Below are 20,406 nucleotides of genomic sequence, written 5' to 3'. Positions count from 1 at the left end.
GCCTGCCTAGTACCGTGGGGGGCGATTGGTGACACCCCGCTCGGCTGTGTCATCATCTGCACGCACCATTCGCGTTCGCGCGGCTGGTTGTGCTGGAGGCGTCGCCTAGTCCGGTCTATGGCGCCGCACTGCTAATGCGGTTTGGGCCTTAAAGCCCATCGAGGGTTCAAATCCCTCCGCCTCCGCGCTCGATCCCGAAGCCCCGGTCGTCACGACCGGGGCTTCGGTCGTTCTCCCGGTCCCGTACGCCTCCGGTCTCGACCCCGGATCACCCCCGATCCGGGTATTTCCGCAGGTCAGGCCGGGTGTGACAAACGGATTTCGCCTCACGGCGCCAGTCATGTAATGTTGTTCCCGCAACGCCGACCAGGCAGAAAAGCCCGGAAGGAAGAGCATCACACAACAGAACACACAGGCACTCGTAGCTTAACGGATAGAGCATCTGACTACGGATCAGAAGGTTGCAGGTTCGAATCCTGCCGAGTGCACACAGGTTGAAGGCCCCCGGAGAGATCCGGGGGCCTTTTGCATGCGTGAGCGCGGGCGGCGGGCGGGCGGATCGGGGGCCGGGGTGTTGTCAGTGGCTCTGGCTACGCTCGGGGGATGGCACGGGTGTGGAGTTGTTCGGGGCTGCGCTGGGGGGCGGACGGGCCCGTGCTGGTGTGGGGCGGGGGGCGGAGCAGCGCGCTGGTCCGGGGGCAGCGCGTCGCCTTCGGCGTGGTGGAGGACGGGGTGCGGACCTGCGTGGGGGCGCGGGGGCACGCCTGTCCTCGGGGCGCCGTCGTGCCGGGGCGCGGCGGCGGGGCGCGCTGCGTGGAGTGCGCTCGGCTGGAGCGGGCCCACTCCGTGGCCGCCGACACCGTCGCCGACGACCCGCGGCCGTACCACGTGTATCTGGCGTGGTTCGGGCCCGGCCTGGTCAAGGTGGGCATCACCGGGGTCGGGCGAGGGCCCGCGCGGCTGCTGGAGCAGGGGGCCGTCACGTTCAGCTGGCTGGGACGCGGGCCGCTGATGGCCGCCCGGCGGGCCGAGGAGTTGCTGCAGGCCGCGCTCGGGGTGCCCGACCGGATTCCGTACGCCGTGAAGCGCGCGGTGCGCAGTGAGCTGCCGGGGACCCGGGCGGGAGCCGGGACACCGGCCGCGGAAACGGTAGGGGCGGACGCCGGGGTCGGGGAGCGGATCGCGGAGATCGCCGAGCTGCACGCCCGGGCCGGCCGGCTCGACGGGTGGCCCGAGTCCCTGGAGCGCGTGGCGTTCCGGCCCGTGGACCACACGGGGGTGTTCGGGCTCGCCGGGCTGCCGCCGGCCGACGGCGTGGTGAGCGAACTGGCCGCCGGGTGTGCCGTGAGTGGTGAGCTGCTCGCCGCCGCGGGTCCCGACCTGCATCTCGCGACCGGGCGCGGGGTCGTCGTCCTCGACACGCGGCTGATGCCCGGCTGGGAGCTGACCGCCGCCGGAGGGGAGGGCCTGCCGCCCTTTCCCGTACGGGAGTCGAGACGGTCCGCGGGAAGCGTGCAGGACGGACTGTTCTGAGGACGCGGCGGACAGGGCTGCGCCGCAGGTCCCCTGCCACGGTGCTGGACGCCGGCGGGCGCCCGGACCGAGAGTGACGGACATGAGCGATCACCGCGCCCCCCGGGAGACGGACGCCATGGCCGACGACACCGGCACCGGCACCGGCACCGGCACCGGCACCGGTATCGACACCGGTACCGGCAGGGTCACCGGCACCGGCACCGGCACCGGCACCGACGAAAACCCCGGCCCCGATGAAGACGCCGGCACCGTAGCCGCCGTAAGCCCTCACGCCCCCGCCCCCGCCCCCGTCCGTCCGGGTACCGACCCCAGCACCGGTAATGGGATGCGCCCCGGTAACGGGACCGACCCCGGCACCGCCGAAGTGCGCAGGTTCTGGGCGCGGCTGGGGCTTCCCGGGCTCGTCGACGTGCACACGCACTTCATGCCCGAGCGCGTCCTGCGCAAGGTCTGGGGCTACTTCGACGCGCTCGGGCCCCTCACGGGCGGCGTCGAATGGCCGATCACCTACCGCGCCGACGAGGAGGAACGCCTCGCAATCCTCCGGGGGTTCGGCGCCCGGGCCTTCACCGCGATGCTCTACCCGCACAAGGCCGGCATGGCCCGGTGGCTCAACGACTGGGCCGTCGGCTTCGCCCGCCGCACCCCCGACTGTCTGCACACGGCGACCCTGTTCCCCGAGCCGGGCGTCGAGACGTACGTGAAGGAGGCCCTCGACGCGGGGGCGCGGGTGTTCAAGGCGCATGTGCAGGTGGGCGCGTACGACCCCGGCGACCCGCTCCTGGACCCCGCGTGGGGACTGCTCGCCGAAGCGGGGGTCCCGGTCGTTGTGCACTGCGGTTCCGGTCCCGCGCCGGGCAGGCACACCGGACCGGGGCCGGTCGCCGGTGTCCTCACCCGGCACCCCCGGCTGCGGCTCGTGGTCGCGCATCTCGGGATGCCGGAGTACGAGGACTTCCTCGGGCTCGCGGAGCGGTACGGCGAGGTGCGGCTGGACACGACCATGGCGCTCACCGACTTCAGCGAGCGACTCGCGCCGTTCCCCCGGGAGGCGCTGCCCCGGCTCGCCGCCCTCGGGGACCGGGTCCTGCTGGGGACGGACTTCCCCAACATCCCGTATCCGTACGTCCATCAGCTGCACGCGCTGGAGCGGCTCGGGCTCGGCGACGACTGGCTGCGGGCGGTCTGCCACGACAACGGCGCCCGCCTCTTCGGGCTCGGCACCGCCTAGGCGCATCGACCCTGCGGGCCGGTACACCTAGGCGCCTCCTGAGAGGCCCCTGTGCGTTTCTCAGGCAAATCACAGGTTCCCGAAAGGACGCTCTCAGCGGCGCCCAGCAGTGTGTCCGCTATGACCACGACCTCGCCCCAGGGGCGCACCGAACTGCTGAGGCCGGACGGGAGCCCCGTCCGAGTGCTGGTGGTGGACGACGAGCTGTCGATCACCGAGCTGCTGTCCATGGCCCTTCGCTACGAAGGGTGGCAGATCCGCAGCGCGGGCGACGGACACGGAGCGGTGCAGGCCGCCCGTGAGTTCAGGCCCGACGCCGTGGTGCTCGACATGATGCTGCCCGACATGGACGGGCTCGCGGTGCTCGGCCGGCTGCGCCGGGACCTGCCCGACGTGCCCGTCCTGTTCCTCACGGCCAAGGACGCCGTGGAGGACCGCATCGCCGGACTCACCGCCGGCGGCGACGACTACGTCACCAAGCCGTTCAGCCTCGAAGAGGTGGTGGCACGGCTGCGCGGGCTGATCCGCCGCTCCGGTGCCGCCGACCGGCGCAGCGACTCCGTCCTCGTCGTCGGGGACCTGACCCTCGACGAGGACAGCCACGAGGTGTCCCGGGGCGGCGACAGCATCCACCTGACGGCCACCGAGTTCGAGCTGCTGCGGTTCCTGATGCGCAATCCGCGCCGGGTGCTCAGCAAGGCGCAGATCCTCGACCGCGTGTGGTCGTACGACTTCGGCGGCCAGGCCAATGTCGTCGAGCTCTACATCTCGTATCTGCGGCGCAAGATCGACGCGGGCCGCGAGCCGATGATCCACACCCGCCGCGGTGCCGGTTACCTGATCAAGCCCGCCGTGTCATGAGCGGACGACGACGGCCGCGCGGGCAGCAGCGAGCATCCCGGCCGCGGACGCTGCGGACGCGGCTCGTCGTCTCGGCGGTCGCCCTCATCGCGGTGGTGTGCGCCGTCATCGGCACGGTGACGACGATCGCGCTGGAAGAGCACCTGTCCGATCAGCTGAACAGCCAGGTCACCGAGGTCGGCATGCGGGCGACGGGTGGCCCGAAGAAGCCCGTCGGGGTCCAGCGGCCGGACACGGGGAACCAGAGCCCGGACGGCCAACTCGATCCGCCCGACGACCCCTTCGGCTTCGCCACGAGGGGCGGGACCCTGCCGGACACCGTCGTCGCCGAGGTCGGCGACGACGGCGGGATCTCGAAGGCGGTCGTCACCAAGGAGAACAAGGCCTCCGCGAGCGAGAGCTTCCGGATGACCACCAAGAAGCTCACCGAGGCGCAGAAGGCGGTGCTCGCCTCCGTTCCGAAGACCGGCCTGCACACCGTGGACCTCCCGGGCCTGGGCCAGTACCGGGTCGCGTACATGCACGGCAATCGCGGCAGCTTCTACGTCGCCCTGCCGACCGAGTCCGTGACGAGCACCATCAACACCCTCATCCTCGTCGAGGTCAGCGTCACCGCGGCCGGCCTCGTGGCCGCCGGTATCGCCGGGTCGGTCCTCGTCGGAGTCGCCCTGCGCCCGCTGCGCCGGGTCGCCTCCACCGCCACCCGCGTCTCCGAACTCACCCTGCACACCGGCGAGGTGACCCTCTACGAGCGGGTCCCGGAGTCCGAGGCGGACCCGCGCACCGAGGTCGGCCAGGTCGGCGCCGCGCTCAACCGCATGCTCGACCACATCCACGGCGCCCTGCACGCCCGCCAGCAGAGCGAGACGCGGGTACGGCAGTTCGTCGCGGACGCCAGCCACGAGCTGCGCACACCGCTGGCCTCGATCCGCGGGTACGCCGAGCTGACCCGGCGCGGCCGGGAGGAGACCGGGCCCGACACCCGGCACGCCCTCGGGCGGATCGAGTCCGAGGCCGGGCGCATGACGCTGCTGGTCGAGGACCTGCTGCTGCTCGCCCGCCTGGACGCGGGGCGGCCGCTCCAGTACGAGCAGACGGACCTGGTGCCGCTCGTCGTGGACGCGGTGAGCGACGCCCGGGCGGCCGGCCGCGACCACAACTGGCGGCTCGAACTGCCCGACGAACCGGCCCTGGTGTCGGCGGACGCCGCGCGGCTCCAGCAGATCCTGGTCAACCTGTTCGCGAACGCGCGCACGCACACCCCGCCGGGGACGACCGTGACCGCGCGCGTGCACCGGCACGGGCCGTGGCTGTGCGTGGACGTCCAGGACGACGGCCCCGGCATCCCGGCGGACCTGCTGCCCCGGGTCTTCGAGCGTTTCGCGCGCGGTGACTCCTCGCGCTCCCGGGTCTCCGGTTCGACCGGTCTGGGGCTGGCCATCGTGCAGGCCGTCGCGTCCGCGCACGGGGGCGCCGTGACCGTCGACAGCATGCCCGGCAGGACCGTGTTCACGGTGCATCTGCCCGCGCTCGCCGTGGAGACGGGCCCGTACCCGTACTCGCACTCACAGGCACAGCACAGCGCCACCACACGGGCGTAACAGGGCGGTTGACGAATGTCGTCGTCATGCGAACCGACTCTTCTCCCGGCAGCCTGCCGGCGCGGGAGCACCTCCCGGCCGGACACGCCGGCACGCCTGTCCTGGACGTAGTGATCCCCGTCTACAACGAGGAGAAGGACCTCCAGCCGTGTGTGCGGCGACTGCACGACCACCTCGCACGCACCTTCCCGTACTCGTTCCGCATCACGATCGCGGACAACGCGTCCACGGACACCACACCGCTGGTGGCCGCGCGGCTGGAGGCGGAGATCGCGGAGGTCAGATCCTTCCGTCTGGAGCAGAAGGGCCGCGGCCGGGCGCTGCGCACCGTCTGGTCCGCCTCGGACGCCCCGGTCCTCGCCTACATGGACGTGGATCTGTCCACCGACCTCAACGCCCTGCTGCCGCTGGTGGCGCCGCTGATCTCCGGTCACTCGGACCTGGCGATCGGCTCGCGGCTCGCCCGCGCGTCGCGCGTGGTGCGCGGCGCGAAGCGGGAGTTCATCAGCCGCACCTACAACCTGATCCTGCGGGGCTCGCTGCAGGCCCGCTTCTCCGACGCGCAGTGCGGATTCAAGGCGATCCGGCGTGATGTCGCCCAGGCGCTGCTGCCGCTGGTGGAGGACACCGGCTGGTTCTTCGACACCGAGATGCTGGTGCTGGCCGAGCGGGCCGGGCTGCGCATCCACGAGGTGCCGGTCGACTGGGTCGACGACCCGGACTCGACCGTGCACATCGTGCGGACGGCGACGGACGACCTGAAGGGCGTGTGGCGCGTGGGCCGGGCCCTCGCGACGGGTTCGCTGCCGCTGGACCGGCTCGCGCGGCCCTTCGGGGACGATCCGCGCGACCGGGACCTGGCCGGGGTGCCCCGCGGCCTCGCGCGTCAGCTGGTCGGCTTCTGCGCGGTGGGCGTCCTGTCGACGCTGTTCTACCTGCTGCTGTACTCCGGCTTCCGGGCCGTCGCGGGGCCGCAGACCGCCAACGCGCTCGCCCTGCTGGTCTCGGCGGTGGCGAACACGGCGGCCAACCGGCGGCTCACGTTCGGCGTCCGCGGCCGGGAGAGCGCCATGCGCCATCAGGCCCAGGGACTGGTGGTGTTCGGCATCGGACTGATCCTCACCAGCGGCTCGCTCGCCGCCCTGGACGCGGCGACGTCCGAGCCCGCGCACTCCACGGAACTCGCGGTCCTCGTCGCCGCCAACCTCGCGGCGACGGTGCTGCGGTTCCTGCTCTTCAGGGCCTGGGTCTTCCCGGACCGCGACGAGCCCGCCTTCACGGCCGTGGCCTCACCCGCCCCGGCCCCGTACGCCACGGCGGCGCACCGGTCCTCGTACGACACCACAGAATTCCGCGCCGGCGACGTCGCGGACCGCACCAGGGGGGACGCGACCGTGCAGCTGCAGACGGTGCGCCCGCACGCTCACGATCCGAGGAACGCACGATGACGACTCAGCCCGGCACGACGTCGCAGGGGGACATCACCCCCTCCTGGGGGCCACCCGCCGCGTCCGCGGCGCACGAACCGGCCGCATCCCACCCGGCGGCACCCGGTTCCGGTGAACCGGAACAGCCCTTCGCGCGCCGGCTGTGGCGCGGCCGGCCCGAGGACCCGCGCTGGGCCCGCCCGGCCCTGCTCGCCCTGCTCCTCGCCACCGGTCTGCTCTACCTGTACGGCCTGAGCGCGTCCGGATACGCCAACTCCTTCTACTCCGCGGCCGTCCAGGCCGGCAGCCAGAGCTGGAAGGCGTTCTTCTTCGGCTCGCTCGACGCCGGCAACGCGATCACCGTCGACAAGCCCCCGGCCGCACTGTGGCCGATGGCGCTGTCGGTACGGATCTTCGGCCTCGGCTCGTGGGCGATCCTCGTCCCCGAGGTGCTGATGGGCGTCGCCACGGTCGGCGTGCTGCACGCGGCCGTGCGGCGCCGCTTCTCCCCGGCGGCCGGCCTGATCGCCGGTGCGGTGCTGGCGCTCACTCCCGTCGCCGCGCTGATGTTCCGGTTCAACAACCCGGACGCGCTGCTCGCGCTGCTGATGACCGTCACGGTGTACTGCGTGATCCGCGCCCTGGAGGACGGGCGCACCAAGTGGCTGGTGTGGGCGGGTGTCGCGGTCGGCCTCGCCTTCCTGACCAAGACCCTTCAGGCCTTCCTGATCCTGCCGCCGCTGGCGATCCTGTACGGGGTCTGCGGGCCGGTGCGGCTGCGGAAGCGTCTCGGGCAGCTCGCCCTCGCCACGGCCGCCCTGGTCGTCTCCGGCGGCTGGTGGGTCGCGATCGTCGAGCTGTGGCCGGCCTCGTCCCGCCCGTACATCGGCGGCTCGCAGAACAACTCCTTCCTGGAGCTGACCTTCGGCTACAACGGTCTGGGCCGGATCAACGGCGAGGAGACCGGCAGCGTCGGCGGCGGGGGCGGCGGCGGTACCGGTCAGTGGGGTGAGACCGGCTGGGACCGGATGTTCAACTCCGAGATCGGCGGGCAGATCTCGTGGCTGCTGCCCACCGCGCTTGTCCTGCTCGTGGCCGGACTCTGGCTGACCAGGAAGGCGCAGCGGACCGACCTGGCCCGCGGCTCGTTCCTCGCGTGGGGCGGCGCGCTGCTGATGACCGTGATCGTCTTCAGCTACATGGCCGGCATCTTCCACCAGTACTACACGGTGGCCCTGGCCCCCTACATCGCGGCCGTGGTCGGCATGGGCGCCACGATGCTGTGGGAGGAGCGGGGCAGGATCTGGGCCGCGCTGACGCTCGCGGCGTCGGTCACCGCGGCGGCGGTCTGGGGCTATGTGCTCCTCAACCGCACCTCCGACTACCTGCCCTGGCTGAAGTGGCTGGTGCTCGTCGGCGGGCTGGTCGGCGCGCTCGGGCTTGTCTTCGTGGCGCGCCTGGGCCGGCACCTGGCCCTCGCGGCGGCCGGGCTGAGCTTCGTGGCGGCGGTCGCGGGTCCGACGGCGTACACGCTGAGCACGGTGGACACCGGTCACACGGGCTCCATCGTCACGGCCGGTCCGGCCGGCGCGAGCATGATGGGCGGCGGTCCCGGTGGTGGTCCCGGCGGCGGGCGGACGGGCGGCAAAATGCCCGGCCGGAACCAGCAGAACGGGGCACCGCAGGGCGGTGGCACGGGTCAGCCCCCGGGCGGCGGCGGCTTCCCCGGCGGCACGAACCCGCAGGGCAACGGCCAGGCCCCGCAGGGCAACGGCCAGGCCCCGCAGAACGGCAACGGCCAGGCCCCGCAGGGCGGCTTGGGCGAGGGCGGCATGGGCGGCGGCGGCGTGGGCGGTCTGCTGAACGGCGCGTCCGTCGGCGCCGAGGCCGAGAAGCTGCTGAAGGCGGACGCCGACCAGTACACCTGGGTGGCCGCGACCATCGGCTCCCAGAACGGCGCCAGCTACCAGCTCGCCACCGGTGACCCGGTGATGGCGATCGGCGGCTTCAACGGCAGCGACCCGTCCCCGACACTCGCCCAGTTCAAGAAGTACGTCGAGGACGGAAAGATCCACTACTTCATCGCGGGCGGCGCCGGCGGCGGGGGCGGCAACTCCGGTTCCGCGTCCTCGATCACCTCGTGGGTCGAGGCCACCTACAAGAAGGTGACGGTCGGTTCCGCCACCTTCTACGACCTGACGAAGCTGAAGAGCGACAGCTGACGGACCTCCTCACCAGGCGGTGGCCCGGGCGCGCATGCCCCGGGCCACCGCTTTCGTGTACCGCCGGAGCGGGCCGGGCCCACCGGGGTCAGTCCTGCTCGGCGAGCCGCGCCGGGAAGCCTCCCGTCGCCACCGGGCCCCACCGCTCGGGCGTGACCCGGATGATCGACTTGCCCTGCTTGCGCATCGCCTCCCGGTACTCGTCCCAGTCCGGGTGCTCCCCCGCGATGGTGCGGTAGTACTCGACGAGCGGCTCGACGGAGTCCGGCGCGTCGATGACCTCGGCGGTCCCGTCGATCTGGACCCAGGGCCCGTTCCACTCGTCGCTCAGCACGATCAGGCTGACCCGCTCGTCCCGCTTGGCGTTCCGCGTCTTGGCGCGCTCCGGGTAGGTGGAGACGACGATGCGGCCCGAGTCGTCGACCCCGCAGGTCAGGGGCGAGCCCTGGGGCCCGCCGCCGGCCCGCCGGGTCAGCAGGACGGCGCGGTGCCGGGGCCGTACGAAGTCCAGCAACTCGTCGAGGGATACGGCGGTGTTCGTCGCGATGTGAGGTGCCATACGGCCAGCCTAGGACCCGATCGCCTCCGCGAGGTCGTCGTACACGGCGACGTCCCGGCGTACTCCGGTCAGCTCCAGGACGCGGCTCACCAGCCCCCCGGGGGCCGCCACCACGCGCACCTCGGTCCGGGGCGGACGGTGTACGAGCGCCCGCACCTCGTTGATGAGGCGTACGCCCTGGGAGTCCATGAAGTCGGTGGTCGTGAGGTCCAGCACGAGCAGGCGCAGGCGGTCCCTGCGCGCGTTCACGACGTCCATGGTCCCGGCGCGCAGGGCGTCGGCGTTGGAGATGTCGATGTCCGCCGGCAGCGCGACGAGCGTGCAGTCCGGCAGGTCACGTGGGGTCGGGGAGAAGATCATGACGGCTCACCTGAGAGACATGTGTCCGGTTCCGATGAGGCCGCTTCCTGACCTGTGATGCCATTCCATCACGCGCGCCGGTCGCGCCGGTAGCCGGGGCACCGAGCCGCAACTCACCCCATCGGAGCAGCTAAAGTGCTGTTCGTCCTGTGCTCGCAGTCGGGAATGTGCTGCGGAGCTCTCCTGCGCATGGCGCCGGGACCTGTCGTCGGACGACGACGGGACCCTGGCCATGCATGCCGAAGAGGTTCGTGGTGGCTGCGTCCGACTTTAGTGAATTGCCCCGTTCTGCTGCGGGTTTCGAGCTGGCCGAAGCGCTGACGGCGGCCGCTCGGCAGCTGCACGAGACATCGACGGCGAACGGCACCCTGCGCACCGCGGCCCAACTCGCCGTCCATCTCCTGCCCGGCGCCGAGCACGCGGGCGTCTCCGTCATCGAGGACACCGCACCGCGGCAGACCCTCGCCTGGACCGACGACGTCGTACGCTCCGCCGACGTGCTCGACGCGGGCCGCGAGCACCGCGCGTACTGGACCGACCTGTGGAGCGCGCCGGTCGCCGGGATCGAGGACAGCGGCGCGGCCGACGACGGCGAACTCACCCTGTCGGGCCTCGGCCTGCGCTCGGTGCTCTCCCTGCGCCTGCGCGCGGACCGCCGTCGGCTCACCGTGCTCACCGTCTACGCGCGAAAGCCGGGCGCCTTCGACGCCTCGGCGAGACGGATCGGCCGGCTGCTGACCGCGCACGTCAGCATCGCGCTGGAGACGGCGACCGTACGGGAGCAGTTGACGGAGGCCATGCGCACCCGCGACCTGATCGGACAGGCCACGGGCATCCTCATGGAGCGCCTGGACATCGACGCGGCGGAGGCCTTCGACAGCCTGGTGCGGACCTCGCAGCGCGAGAACGTGAAGCTGCGCGACCTGGCCGTTCGGATCGTGGACGTGCGGGACCAGGCGTGAGCGGGTGCCGACGGGATACCCGCTCCGTATGAGACCTCCAGCCGATCCGCCCCGGCCGCCACGGGCCGCCGCCGCGCCTGGGGCCCGCACGCTGCACGAGGCACTTGCCCAGAGCGGCGGACTCGACACCCTGCTCAGGGACCTGACGGAGCGGGCGGTGCTCGCCGTGGAAGGGGTGGCGGCGTGCAGCATCACGGTGCGCCGTGACGGGCGGCTGCTCACCCTGGCGGGCACGAGCGGCCTGCCGAGCGGACTCGACCAGCGCCAGTACGAGAACGGTGACGGGCCCTGCGTCCGGGCGGCCGAGGTGGACGCCGAGCAGTACTCCCCTGACCTGGCGCAGGAGACCCGCTGGCCCTCGTACACCCCCTACGCGCTCTCCCAGGGGATCCGCTCGGTGCTGGCCGTCCCGCTCCCGGTCGACGGCGAGACGGACGCGGCGCTGAATCTCTACGCCGTGACGGAGGACGCCTTCCGCGACCGCCGCGAGACCGCCCGCGCGTTCGCGGAGCGCGCCGCGGAGGCGATCAACGCCGCGCTGCGCATCGAGCGTGAGCGGACGTCGGCGGGGGACGTCAGGACCGCCCTGCTCTCGCGCAGTGTGATCGACCAGGCGGTCGGCATCCTCATGGCGAAGGAGCGCTGCGACGCCCGGGTGGCGCTCGACATGCTGCGCCGCGCCTCGCAGGACTCGAACGTCAAGCTCAGGGACCTGTGCGGCGACCTGGTGGCCCGGGTGTCGCGCTCCGCCCCGGCCGCCCGCGACGGCAGGGCCCCGGACGGCTCCCGGGCCGGCGGCTGAAGGACCCCGGCGGCCGAAAGCGTCGGGCGTCCCGCCGTCGGACGGCCGGCAGTGAGCCCCCTGGGCCGTTTGACCTGTCCGACCGTGTCCGTCCGCCCGGGCCGTCAGGCGGCCGGCAGTACGTCCCCCTGGACGGCCTGGATGTCCAGCTCCACCCGCAGGGTCGTGCCGATGGCGGAGATGCCCGCCTGGAGCACCTGGTTGTAGTTCATCGCGAAGTCCTCGCGGCGCAGTTCGGCGCCGGCGCGGAACGCGGCGCGCGTGCCGCCCCAGGGGTCGGCGCCGGTGCCGAGGTAGGCGAGGTCCAGGTCGACGGGGCGTACGACGCCGTGCATGGTCAGCTCGCCGTGCACCGTCCAGCGGTCGGAACCGGCGGGGCTCAGGCCCGTCGAGCGGTAGGTGATCTGCGGGTACGTCTCCACGTCGAGGAAGTCGGACGACTTGAGGTGCCCGTCGCGCATGCCGTTGCCCGTGTCGATGGAGGCCGCGGAGATCACCGCCTCCACCCGGGACCTGGCGACGTCGTCCGGGGCGATCTCGATCAGGCCCGTGAACTCCGTGAACCGGCCGTGCACGCTCGAGATGCCCAGGTGCTGGGCGACCGCGCCCACCGAGGAGTGCGCGGGGTCGATGGTCCACGGGCCCGGCGGGGGCAGCTCGGTGCCGCCCTGACGGGCGAGGAGGACGTTGCCGATCTCGGCCCGTCCGCTCGCCGTGACGATCGCGCTGGACGCGGCGGGCGCGTACCCGACCGCGGTGACGATCACGGTGTACGCGCCTGGTGTCAGGGCGGTCGTGTCCCGTACCGCTCCCTCGTCGTCGGCCTCGGCCCGCAGCACCTGCGTGCCCGTCATGTCGGTCACCGTGACGACGGCGTGCGACACGGCCCATCCGTCCCGCGTGCGAATCCGTGCGGTCAGTCCCATCCCGTTTTCTCCTTGCAGGCCAAGCTGTCCGAAACCGGCGGAGCCGTTCGGACCGGTCGAAAAAGAGACCGGCCCGCGGGACGCACCTCCGCTCGGAGTGCGCCCCGCGGGCCGGAGCCGAACTACTCGCCCGGGTGGGAGAGTTCGATGTCGTGGTGGTCGGCGTCGCGGCCGTTCACGGTCAGCGAGGTGGCCACCGGCGGGTAGCCCGTCGCGATGACGGTGTACTCGCCGCTGTCCAGGTCGGTGAAGGCGTACGCCCCGTCGGCGCCGGTCCTGGCCGTGCCGATCACGTTGCCGGCAGCGTCGACCAGGGTGACCCGGGCGTCGCCGAGCGGGCCGCCCGGTGCCCGGACGACGCCCTGGACCTGGGCGCCGGGGCTGAGCTCGACCTCGACCCGGGTGACCCCGGTACCGCCGACCTCGACGGGCAGGGCCGTCGGCCGGTGCCCGGCCGCGTTCACCGCGACGGTCACGGCACCCGGGACCAGCTCGGCGAAGGTGAACCCGCCCTGCTCACCGGTGACTCCGGTGGCCAGCACGTCACCGCGCACGTCGGTCACGATGACCATGGCGTCCTTGACCGCGGTCCCGGACCCGGCGCCTCGCACCACACCGCTCAGCCCGCTGGTACCGCTCAGCAGGATGTCGTACGCGACCGGTTCGTCGTTGACGACGATCGTCGAGGCCTGTGGCTGGAAGCCGTCGGCGGAGGCGATCAGGACGTACGAGCCGGTGCCGGGGGCGTCCAGCGCGTAGGCGCCGTCGGCCTGCGCGACGGAGCGGCCGAGCTGCCGTCCCGCGAGCGAGATCAGTGTGACCGCGGCCCGCGGCACGGGTGCGCTCTCGTCACCGCGGATGTGTCCGCGTACCGGGATCCCGCCGGAACCCGCGGCGGTTCCGGCCGCCGCCGCGGCGGCGACCGCGCCGAGCCGCTGCGTGCCCTCGGGGCCCGCCTCCGCAGGGCCGGTCTCCTGGAGCGCCCAGCTCGGGGTCTGGTCCTGGACGGCGGCGGGGGCCGCGGGGGCGGCGGGGGCCGTCGCCGCGGTGTCCGCCTTCGCCTCGGCGGCCTGTGCCAGACCGCCCGAGGTGCGCAGCGGGACCTCCTTGATGAAGAGGGTCACGAAGAAGGCGATCAGCGCCGTCGCGGAGGCGATCAGGAAGACGTCCGCGATGCCGTGGCCGTACGCGCTCTCCATCACGGTGCGCAGCGGCGCGGGCAGCGCGTCCATGTCCGGGATGCTGTTGTCGGAGCTCGCACCGGCGGCGGCGGAGGCGTACTTGGGGCCGAGGTCGGTCAGGCCGTCCTTGGCGTAGTCGGTGATCCGGTGGGCCATCACGGCGCCCAGCGCGGAGACGCCGATCGCGCCGCCGAGGGACCGGAAGAACGTCACCGTGGAGCTGGCCGCGCCGAGGTCGGCCGGGGCCACCTGGTTCTGCGTGCACAGCACCAGGTTCTGCATCATCATGCCGATGCCGAGACCCATCAGCGCCATGAAGATCGCGATGTGCCAGTACTCCGTGTCGTACCGGATGGTGCCGAGCAGACCGAGTCCCGCGGTCACCAGGACGCCACCGCTGACCAGCCAGGCCTTCCACTTGCCGGTCTTGGTGATGACCTGGCCGGAGACCGTGGAGGAGACGAACAGGCCGGCGATCATCGGGATGGTCATCACGCCGGACATCGTCGGGGACTTGTCGCGGGCCAGCTGGAAGTACTGGCTGAAGAAGACCGTGCCGGTGAACATGGCGACGCCGACGAACAGCGAGGCGATCGACGACAGCGTGATGGTGCGGTTGCGGAACAGCCGCAGCGGGATGATCGGCTCGCTCGCCCGGGACTCGACGAGCACGAAGAGCAGACCGAGCACGACCGCGCCGGCGAGCATGGTGTAGGTCTGCCAGGAGATCCAGTCGTACTTGTCACCGGCGAAGGTGACCCACAGCAGCAGCAGGGAGACCGCGGCCGAGATGAAGAAGGCGCCGGCCCAGTCGACCTTCACCTCGCGCTTCACGACGGGCAGGTGCAGGGTCTTCTGCAGGACGATCAGCGCGATGACCGCGAAGGGCACACCGACGTAGAAGCACCAGCGCCAGCCGAGCCACGACGTGTCGGTGATGACGCCGCCGAGCAGCGGACCGCCGACGGTCGCGACGGCGAAGGTCGCACCGAGGTAGCCGGAGTAGCGGCCCCGCTCGCGCGGGGAGATCATCGCGGCCATCACGATCTGCGCCAGGGCGGACAGACCACCGACGCCGACGCCCTGGACGACCCGGACGGTGATCAGCATGCCCGCGTTCTGCGAGAGGCCGGCCACCACGGAGCCCAGCACGTAGATGATCAGCGCTATCTGGACGAGCGCCTTCTTGCTGTAGAGGTCGGCGAGCTTGCCCCACAGGGGCGTGGTCGCCGTCATGGCCAGCAGCGAGGCCGTGACGACCCAGGTGTAGGCGGACTGGCCGCCGCCCAGGTCCCCGATGATCTCGGGGAGTGCGTTGGAGACGATCGTCGACGACAGGATCGCGACGAACATGCCGAGCAGCAGCCCGGAGAGCGCCTCCATGATCTGCCGGTGCGTCATCGGAGCGCCGTCGGAGGACCCACCTCCGTGCTTGGCGTGAGCCCGCACACCGGCTGGTGTGGTCGTTGCCATGGGCTTCCTTTTCTTACGTTCTCATGCGGGTGTACGGGTGGTCGGTTCGGTCGCGTACGAGTGCGGGGGCGCCGGCCGGTGCGGTGCGGCGGCACGGCAGTCGCCGAAGCTCTCCCGCAGCCGGGCCATGAGCGCGATGAGCAGGCCGACCTCGTCGTCGGACCAGTGGCTCAGCCGGTCGGCGAGCAGCTGCGACGAGCGCTGGGAGAGTTCGTCGAGCTGCCGCTGTCCCGCGGCGGTGAGGTGCAGGATGCGTGAGCGCTTGTCGGCCGGGTCGGGGGACCTCTCGATCCAGCCCCGGTCCGCGACGTGGGCGACGTGGCGGCTGGTCACCGACATGTCCACGGAGAGCAGCTCGGCGAGCCTGCTCATCCGCATGTCGCCGTGCCGGCCGAGCAGCGTCAGCACGGCGGCGGAACCCGCCGGGCAGTCGTGCGGCAGGATCCGCCCCATGTCCCTCTTCACGGCACCGATGGCGCTGAGCTGACGAGCCAGTTCCTCGTACTGCGCCCGCTCGGCCATCGCACCTCCCGTGTTCGTTGCTTAGGGCAACCATAGAGACAGTTGGTTGCCGCAGGCAAACTAAATGGGGACCAGTCGCCCTAAAAAGTTGGCAAAGGCAAGCATTGACGAATGTAAACCGGCAGGTCAGGGGTTTGCCGGGGGTGTGCCGGTGATCCTTCGGCCCGGCTGGGCAGCCAAGGGCGGGCTCTCCGGCCGGCCGCCGGGAAGCCCGCGAGCAGGGGTGAACCGCCGCGCCCGGGCCGCCCGGCAGGCCTTCAGGCGGAACCCGCGCTTGGGCAGCCCCGGCGCATTCGCTAGGGTCCAGGGCCATGGCACACACCCAGGGCCCCGAGGGCAACTACGACCCCGCGGGTAGCACCCAGATGTTCCGCGCTTTCGTCGACGAGGCCCCCCAGGCCGCGCCCCGGCAGGCGGCCCGCTCCGGCCCCCGCATCGGCCTGATCCTCGGCGTCGTGGCCGCCGTGGTGATCGTCGCCGCCGTGGCCTGGCTGGCACTCGCGTAACCCGTGGCCCGCCTCCAGGGGCGGGCCACCTCCATCGGACCCCCGGCTCCGCCCGATCGGGGCCGCTCGTCGTGCGTGCGGCGGCTCCGGCGCGGGGGACTCGCGCCGGTGCCCCGGTCGCCGTACCGTGCCCCGGAACCGCCGTACGCCGAAACGGAGTTGTCACCCCCATCCGGGGAACCCGGTTTCTGTGCACCACCGTTCCCGCCCGGACGAGGCGACCGTGCCGTCCCCGAGCCCGCTGCGGGTGAGCCAGCCTTCCGCCGGATCTGGACGCACAGTCCTCCTCGTCCAGCGGCATCGGCGTCAACTTGCGTTGGGCCCACCGCGGTCCCGGACGCGCGGGGGTGTCCCGTCGGCCGGACCGTCGGCCACGGCGAATCCCTCGCCCCGCGGCACCCGGACGGACGACGGCCGCCGCGGTGCCCCCTCTCAGGGCACTTCGGCGGCCGCGTGTCGACCTCGACGCGTCGCGTCAGCGGGGCTGACCGACCGTCAATGCGTGGCCATCAGTCGGAGATGAGGCCCTCGCGCAGCTGGGCGAGCGTCCGGGTGAGCAGCCGGGAGACGTGCATCTGCGAGATGCCGACCTCCTCGCCGATCTGCGACTGGGTCATGTTCGCGAAGAAGCGCAGCATGATGATGCGGCGCTCGCGGGGCGGCAGCTTGGCGAGCAGCGGCTTGAGGGACTCGCGGTACTCGACGCCCTCCAGGGACGGGTCCTCGTAGCCGAGGCGGTCGGCGAGGGAGCCCTCGCCACCGTCGTCCTCGGGGGCCGGGGAGTCCAGCGAGGAGGCGGTGTACGCGTTGCCCACGGCGAGGCCGTCGACCACGTCCTCCTCGGACACGCCCAGCACCACGGCGAGTTCGGCGACGGTCGGCGAGCGGTCCAGCTTCTGCGAGAGCTCGTCGCTGGCCTTGGTGAGCGCGAGGCGCAGCTCCTGGAGGCGGCGCGGGACTCTCACCGACCAGGAGGTGTCACGGAAGAACCGTTTGATCTCGCCGACGACCGTCGGCATCGCGAACGTCGGGAACTCGACGCCGCGTTCGCAGTCGAAGCGGTCGATCGCCTTGATCAGGCCGATGGTGCCGACCTGGACGATGTCCTCCATCGGCTCGTTGCGCGAGCGGAAGCGTGCTGCCGCGTACCGGACGAGCGGGAGGTTCAGCTCGATGAGGGTGTCGCGTACGTAGGCGCGCTCGGGGCTGCTCTCGTCGAGTGCGGCCAGCCGCAGGAACAGGGAGCGGGACAGGGTGCGGGTGTCGATGGCTCCCGGGGCGGGAAGCGCCGGGACGGCGGCTTCCTGGTCCGGGAGGGCCGGGACGGCTTCCTGGTCCGGAAGGGCCGGGACGTCGTGAAGCACGTCGGGCGCGGAGTCGCTCTTCGTGAGCGTGAGCACCTTCGAGCTGCCCTGGACTGCGGACATGCCACCCCCTTTGGGTCGCGGACGGTCGCGGCGGACGCTCCCGTCGGAGGAACGCAGCCTCCACCTCAATACCGGCGGCGAGGCCGCGGCAAACGCGCTTCCCGCAGAATGTCACATGTCGGCAACACGCTGTAGTGACATGTCGACATGGGAGGGGTGAATCAGCCCTGGAAAGAAGGGGTCTGACGGTTTATCAGTGGAAAGCTGTCGGAAAAAGTCTCGCCGGGCGATTCGCTCCTGACGGTTACGCCTCGATCCTGTTTGCGGATCGAAGGCGCGCGAAACTGCGTGCGAGAAGCCTTGACACATGCATTTGGGAGACACCCAGTTCGGCGCTGATCTGTGACTGCGTCAGATTGCTGTAATAGCGCAGCAGCAGGATCCGCTGTTCCCGTTCGGGCAGCTGCACGAGAAGGTGGCGCACGAGATCGCGGTGCTCGACCCCGTCGAGCGCCGGGTCCTCGTAGCCGAGCCGGTCGAGCAGCCCGGGGAGTCCGTCGCCCTCCTGGGCGGCCTCGAGCGACGTCGCGTGGTATGAGCGTCCTGCCTCGATGCAGGACAGGACCTCCTCCTCGGAGATCCGCAGCCGCTCGGCGATCTCGGCGGTCGTCGGGGAGCGGCCGAAGGCGGTGGTCAGGTCCTCGGTGGCGCTGTTCACCTGCACCCACAGCTCGTGCAGCCGGCGCGGGACGTGGACCGTGCGCACGTTGTCCCGGAAGTACCGCTTGATCTCCCCGACGACGGTCGGCATGGCGAAGGTCGGGAACTGCACGCCGCGGTCGGGGTCGAAGCGGTCGATGGCGTTGATCAGGCCGATGGTGCCGACCTGGACGACGTCCTCCATCGGCTCGTTGCGGCTGCGGAAGCGGGCGGCGGCGTACCGGACGAGCGGCAGGTTGGCCTCGATGAGCGCGCCGCGCACCCGCCCGTGCTCGGGGCTGCCCGGCTCCAGGTTCTTGAGCTGCCCGAAGAGCACCTGCGTGAGGGCCCGGGTGTCGGCGCCGCGGCGCTTCTCCGGGGCGGGCGCGGGCTGCTCCTCCGCCGTGACCGGCTGGGCCGGGGCGGGCGGCTGGGCAGTGGCGGACTGTCCGGGGGTGGAGGGCTGCGTGGGAGAGGGGGACTGCCCGGGGGCCGCGGGTTGCGCGGGAGCGGCCGGCAGGGTGGGTGCGGTCGGCAGGGTGGGTGCGGTCGGCTGGACGGGGGCGGAGGGCAGGGCCGGGGCGGAGGTCGGGGCCTGGCGGGGCCGCTCCTGGCCCTGGGCCTGGTCGGGGACGTCCTCCTGGGGTGGCGCAGTACTGGCCGACACGGTCAACGCCACCTCTTCGTTCGTCAACGATCCGTCGACGTCTCCGCCAACTCATCCGTCAAAAGCGGTCATAGCATCACAAGACATGTGCACTGTGTGCAAGCACCGCATAACACCGTGTTGATGGTCAGATGAGCCATGCGACGCACAGGGCCCCTCGCCGGTCGCGGCGAGGGGCCCGGGATGAGTGACGCGCACTCAGAACGGATAGTCGGCGATCACCCAGGTGGCGAACTCGCGCCACAGCGCGACGCCGGCCTGGTGCGCGGGGTGCTCCAGGTAGCGCTTCAGCGCGTCCGTGTCCTCCACCGCCGAGTTGATCGCGAAGTCGTACGCGATGGGTCGGTCGGTGATGTTCCAGTCGCACTCCCAGAACGCCAGTTCGGGGATCTGCCCGCCGAGCGCCCGGAAGGCGGCGACGCCCTCGACGACACGGGGGTCGTCGCGCTGGACGCCCTCGTTGAGCTTGAAGAGGACCAGATGGCGGATCACGGGCGCTCCCAGGGATACGGCGGGGGACCGCCCGGCTCCGGCGCCGGGACCCGGCCCGGCGGGACCTAGTCCTTGGCCCCGTTGGCGACCCACGTCATGAAGTCGCCGACGGCCTGGGCGGCATTCGAAATGCCCTCGAACCCTATCTGGACGTAGTCGGCGGCCTTCTCCGGGTCGGTGATGATCACGTAGAGCGCGAAGACCACGAGAACGTAGACGGCGATCTTCTTCGAATGCACCGCCACCGCGGCCTCCCCTGTGCCTGCTGTGCCTGCTGCGCCCCGGTGGGCCCCCTGTTGCCGGCGGTGAGTGTATCCCGGCCAGGTGTTCGGGAAGACGCCGAAGATCACGTATCCGCCGGCTCCTCACCGCACCTCCGGGAAGCCGGGGAAAGCAGGAAGGGCCCCGTCTTTCGACGGGGCCCTTCTCCAGCGGTAGCGGAGGGATTTGAACCCTCGGTGACTTGCGCCACACTCGCTTTCGAGGCGAGCTCCTTCGGCCGCTCGGACACGCTACCGAGGGAGACCCTACCCCAAGGTGGGGCGTGGTCAGAAATCCGATTCGGAGGTCCCCGCGGTCAGCGATCCCGGAAGAACTCGGTGAGCAGACGCGCGCTCTCATCGGCGAGGACGCCCTCGACGACCTCGGGGCGGTGGTTCAGCCGCCGGTCGCGTACGACGTCCCACACGGAGCCCGCCGCACCCGCCTTCTCGTCGCGCGCGCCGTAGACGACCCGGTCCACCCGGGACTGGACCAGCGCGCCCGCGCACATCGTGCAGGGCTCCAGGGTGACGACGAGCGTGCAGCCGGAAAGCCGCCACTCACCGGCCCGCGCCGCGGCCCTGCGAAGCGCGAGGACCTCGGCGTGCGCCGTCGGATCGCCGGTGGCCTCACGCTCGTTGTGCCCGGTCGCGAGCACCGTCGTGCCGTCCGCGGACAGCACGACGGCGCCGACGGGGACGTCCCCGCCCCCGGCGGCTCGCCGGGCCTCGTCCAGGGCGAGCCGCATCGC

Annotated in this window: 19 protein-coding genes and 3 tRNA genes; 11 read left to right on the top strand and 11 right to left on the bottom strand. The window is 71.9% G+C overall.

Annotated features, from left to right (window positions below):
• Nucleotides 1-94: 94 nt before the first annotated feature.
• From AC0ZLC_RS17705 to AC0ZLC_RS17670, 8 genes are all read left to right on the top strand, one after another.
• Nucleotides 95-185 (top strand) — tRNA-Ser (locus AC0ZLC_RS17705).
• 230 nt (nt 186-415) lie between these two features.
• Nucleotides 416-488, top strand: a tRNA-Arg gene (locus AC0ZLC_RS17700).
• A 115-nt stretch (nt 489-603) separates the two neighbouring features.
• Complete coding sequence (locus AC0ZLC_RS17695) at nt 604-1,533, top strand: DUF2797 domain-containing protein (RefSeq protein WP_476752928.1); 930 nt, start codon at nt 604-606, stop codon at nt 1,531-1,533.
• Between the two features lie 328 nt (nt 1,534-1,861).
• Nucleotides 1,862-2,767, top strand: coding sequence for an amidohydrolase family protein (locus tag AC0ZLC_RS17690; RefSeq protein ID WP_476753134.1), 906 nt, complete (start codon nt 1,862-1,864; stop codon nt 2,765-2,767).
• Nucleotides 2,768-2,887: 120 nt separating this feature from the next.
• Entirely contained in the window at nt 2,888-3,628 is a 741-nt protein-coding gene (locus tag AC0ZLC_RS17685) for a response regulator transcription factor (RefSeq protein WP_476752927.1), read from the top strand.
• Complete coding sequence (locus AC0ZLC_RS17680) at nt 3,625-5,229, top strand: sensor histidine kinase (protein WP_476752926.1); 1,605 nt, start codon at nt 3,625-3,627, stop codon at nt 5,227-5,229. The genes AC0ZLC_RS17685 and AC0ZLC_RS17680 overlap by 4 nt, the downstream gene beginning before the upstream one ends.
• A 26-nt stretch (nt 5,230-5,255) precedes the next feature.
• Complete coding sequence (locus tag AC0ZLC_RS17675) at nt 5,256-6,677, top strand: bifunctional glycosyltransferase family 2/GtrA family protein (RefSeq protein WP_476752925.1); 1,422 nt, start codon at nt 5,256-5,258, stop codon at nt 6,675-6,677.
• Entirely contained in the window at nt 6,674-8,878 is a 2,205-nt protein-coding gene (locus tag AC0ZLC_RS17670; RefSeq protein ID WP_476752924.1) for a mannosyltransferase YkcB-related protein, read from the top strand. The genes AC0ZLC_RS17675 and AC0ZLC_RS17670 overlap by 4 nt, the downstream gene beginning before the upstream one ends.
• Nucleotides 8,879-8,966: 88 nt before the next feature.
• Here the strand turns inward: AC0ZLC_RS17670 and AC0ZLC_RS17665 are convergent, their stop codons facing one another.
• A complete protein-coding gene (locus tag AC0ZLC_RS17665) occupies nt 8,967-9,437 on the bottom strand; it encodes a PPOX class F420-dependent oxidoreductase (RefSeq protein WP_476752923.1) in 471 nt (156 codons plus the stop codon).
• 9 nt (nt 9,438-9,446) lie between these two features.
• On the bottom strand, nt 9,447-9,797 hold the full coding sequence (locus tag AC0ZLC_RS17660) for an STAS domain-containing protein (protein WP_476752922.1): 351 nt from the start codon (nt 9,795-9,797) through the stop codon (nt 9,447-9,449).
• A gap of 236 nt (nt 9,798-10,033) precedes the next feature.
• Here AC0ZLC_RS17660 and AC0ZLC_RS17655 point away from each other — a divergent pair, with 236 nt between their 5' ends.
• Nucleotides 10,034-10,759, top strand: a complete 726-nt coding sequence (locus AC0ZLC_RS17655) for an ANTAR domain-containing protein (RefSeq protein ID WP_476752921.1) — start codon at nt 10,034-10,036, stop codon at nt 10,757-10,759.
• 28 nt (nt 10,760-10,787) lie between these two features.
• Nucleotides 10,788-11,561, top strand: coding sequence for an ANTAR domain-containing protein (locus tag AC0ZLC_RS17650; protein WP_476752920.1), 774 nt, complete (start codon nt 10,788-10,790; stop codon nt 11,559-11,561).
• 104 nt (nt 11,562-11,665) lie between these two features.
• On the opposite strand, the gene AC0ZLC_RS17645 is transcribed toward AC0ZLC_RS17650, so the two are convergent.
• From AC0ZLC_RS17645 to AC0ZLC_RS17635, 3 genes are all read right to left on the bottom strand, one after another.
• Nucleotides 11,666-12,487 carry a YceI family protein gene (locus AC0ZLC_RS17645; protein ID WP_476752919.1) on the bottom strand — a complete coding sequence of 274 codons (822 nt, stop codon included), beginning with the start codon at nt 12,485-12,487 and terminating at the stop codon, nt 11,666-11,668.
• Between the two features lie 122 nt (nt 12,488-12,609).
• On the bottom strand, nt 12,610-15,069 hold the full coding sequence (locus AC0ZLC_RS17640) for an MFS transporter (protein WP_476753133.1): 2,460 nt from the start codon (nt 15,067-15,069) through the stop codon (nt 12,610-12,612).
• Between the two features lie 93 nt (nt 15,070-15,162).
• Entirely contained in the window at nt 15,163-15,663 is a 501-nt protein-coding gene (locus AC0ZLC_RS17635) for a MarR family winged helix-turn-helix transcriptional regulator (protein WP_476752918.1), read from the bottom strand.
• Nucleotides 15,664-15,974: 311 nt separating this feature from the next.
• Between AC0ZLC_RS17635 and AC0ZLC_RS17630 the strand changes: the two genes are divergently transcribed.
• Nucleotides 15,975-16,169, top strand: a complete 195-nt coding sequence (locus tag AC0ZLC_RS17630) for a hypothetical protein (RefSeq protein WP_358852582.1) — start codon at nt 15,975-15,977, stop codon at nt 16,167-16,169.
• 509 nt (nt 16,170-16,678) lie between these two features.
• On the opposite strand, the gene AC0ZLC_RS17625 is transcribed toward AC0ZLC_RS17630, so the two are convergent.
• From AC0ZLC_RS17625 to tadA, 6 genes are all read right to left on the bottom strand, one after another.
• The gene (locus tag AC0ZLC_RS17625) at nt 16,679-17,596 is read right to left on the bottom strand and encodes an RNA polymerase sigma factor SigF (protein WP_358852583.1); all 918 of its coding nucleotides are present in this window, start codon (nt 17,594-17,596) and stop codon (nt 16,679-16,681) included.
• Between the two features lie 244 nt (nt 17,597-17,840).
• On the bottom strand, nt 17,841-18,755 hold the full coding sequence (locus AC0ZLC_RS17620; protein WP_476753132.1) for an RNA polymerase sigma factor SigF: 915 nt from the start codon (nt 18,753-18,755) through the stop codon (nt 17,841-17,843).
• 345 nt (nt 18,756-19,100) lie between these two features.
• Complete coding sequence (locus AC0ZLC_RS17615; protein WP_476752917.1) at nt 19,101-19,394, bottom strand: Dabb family protein; 294 nt, start codon at nt 19,392-19,394, stop codon at nt 19,101-19,103.
• Nucleotides 19,395-19,459: 65 nt separating this feature from the next.
• Nucleotides 19,460-19,639 (bottom strand): hypothetical protein, encoded by a 180-nt coding sequence (locus AC0ZLC_RS17610; RefSeq protein WP_358852586.1) that lies wholly within the window; start codon nt 19,637-19,639, stop codon nt 19,460-19,462.
• A gap of 187 nt (nt 19,640-19,826) precedes the next feature.
• Nucleotides 19,827-19,911: transfer RNA gene (locus tag AC0ZLC_RS17605), tRNA-Ser, on the bottom strand.
• A gap of 60 nt (nt 19,912-19,971) precedes the next feature.
• Nucleotides 19,972-20,403 carry a tRNA adenosine(34) deaminase TadA gene (gene tadA / locus AC0ZLC_RS17600; protein ID WP_476753131.1) on the bottom strand — a complete coding sequence of 144 codons (432 nt, stop codon included), beginning with the start codon at nt 20,401-20,403 and terminating at the stop codon, nt 19,972-19,974.
• Nucleotides 20,404-20,406: the final 3 nt, after the last annotated feature.

The organism is Streptomyces sp. GLSS-08 (genome assembly GCF_056387915.1).
The sequence above is the reverse complement of the archived record's forward strand: the minus strand, read 5'-3'. Positions and strand labels throughout refer to the sequence as shown.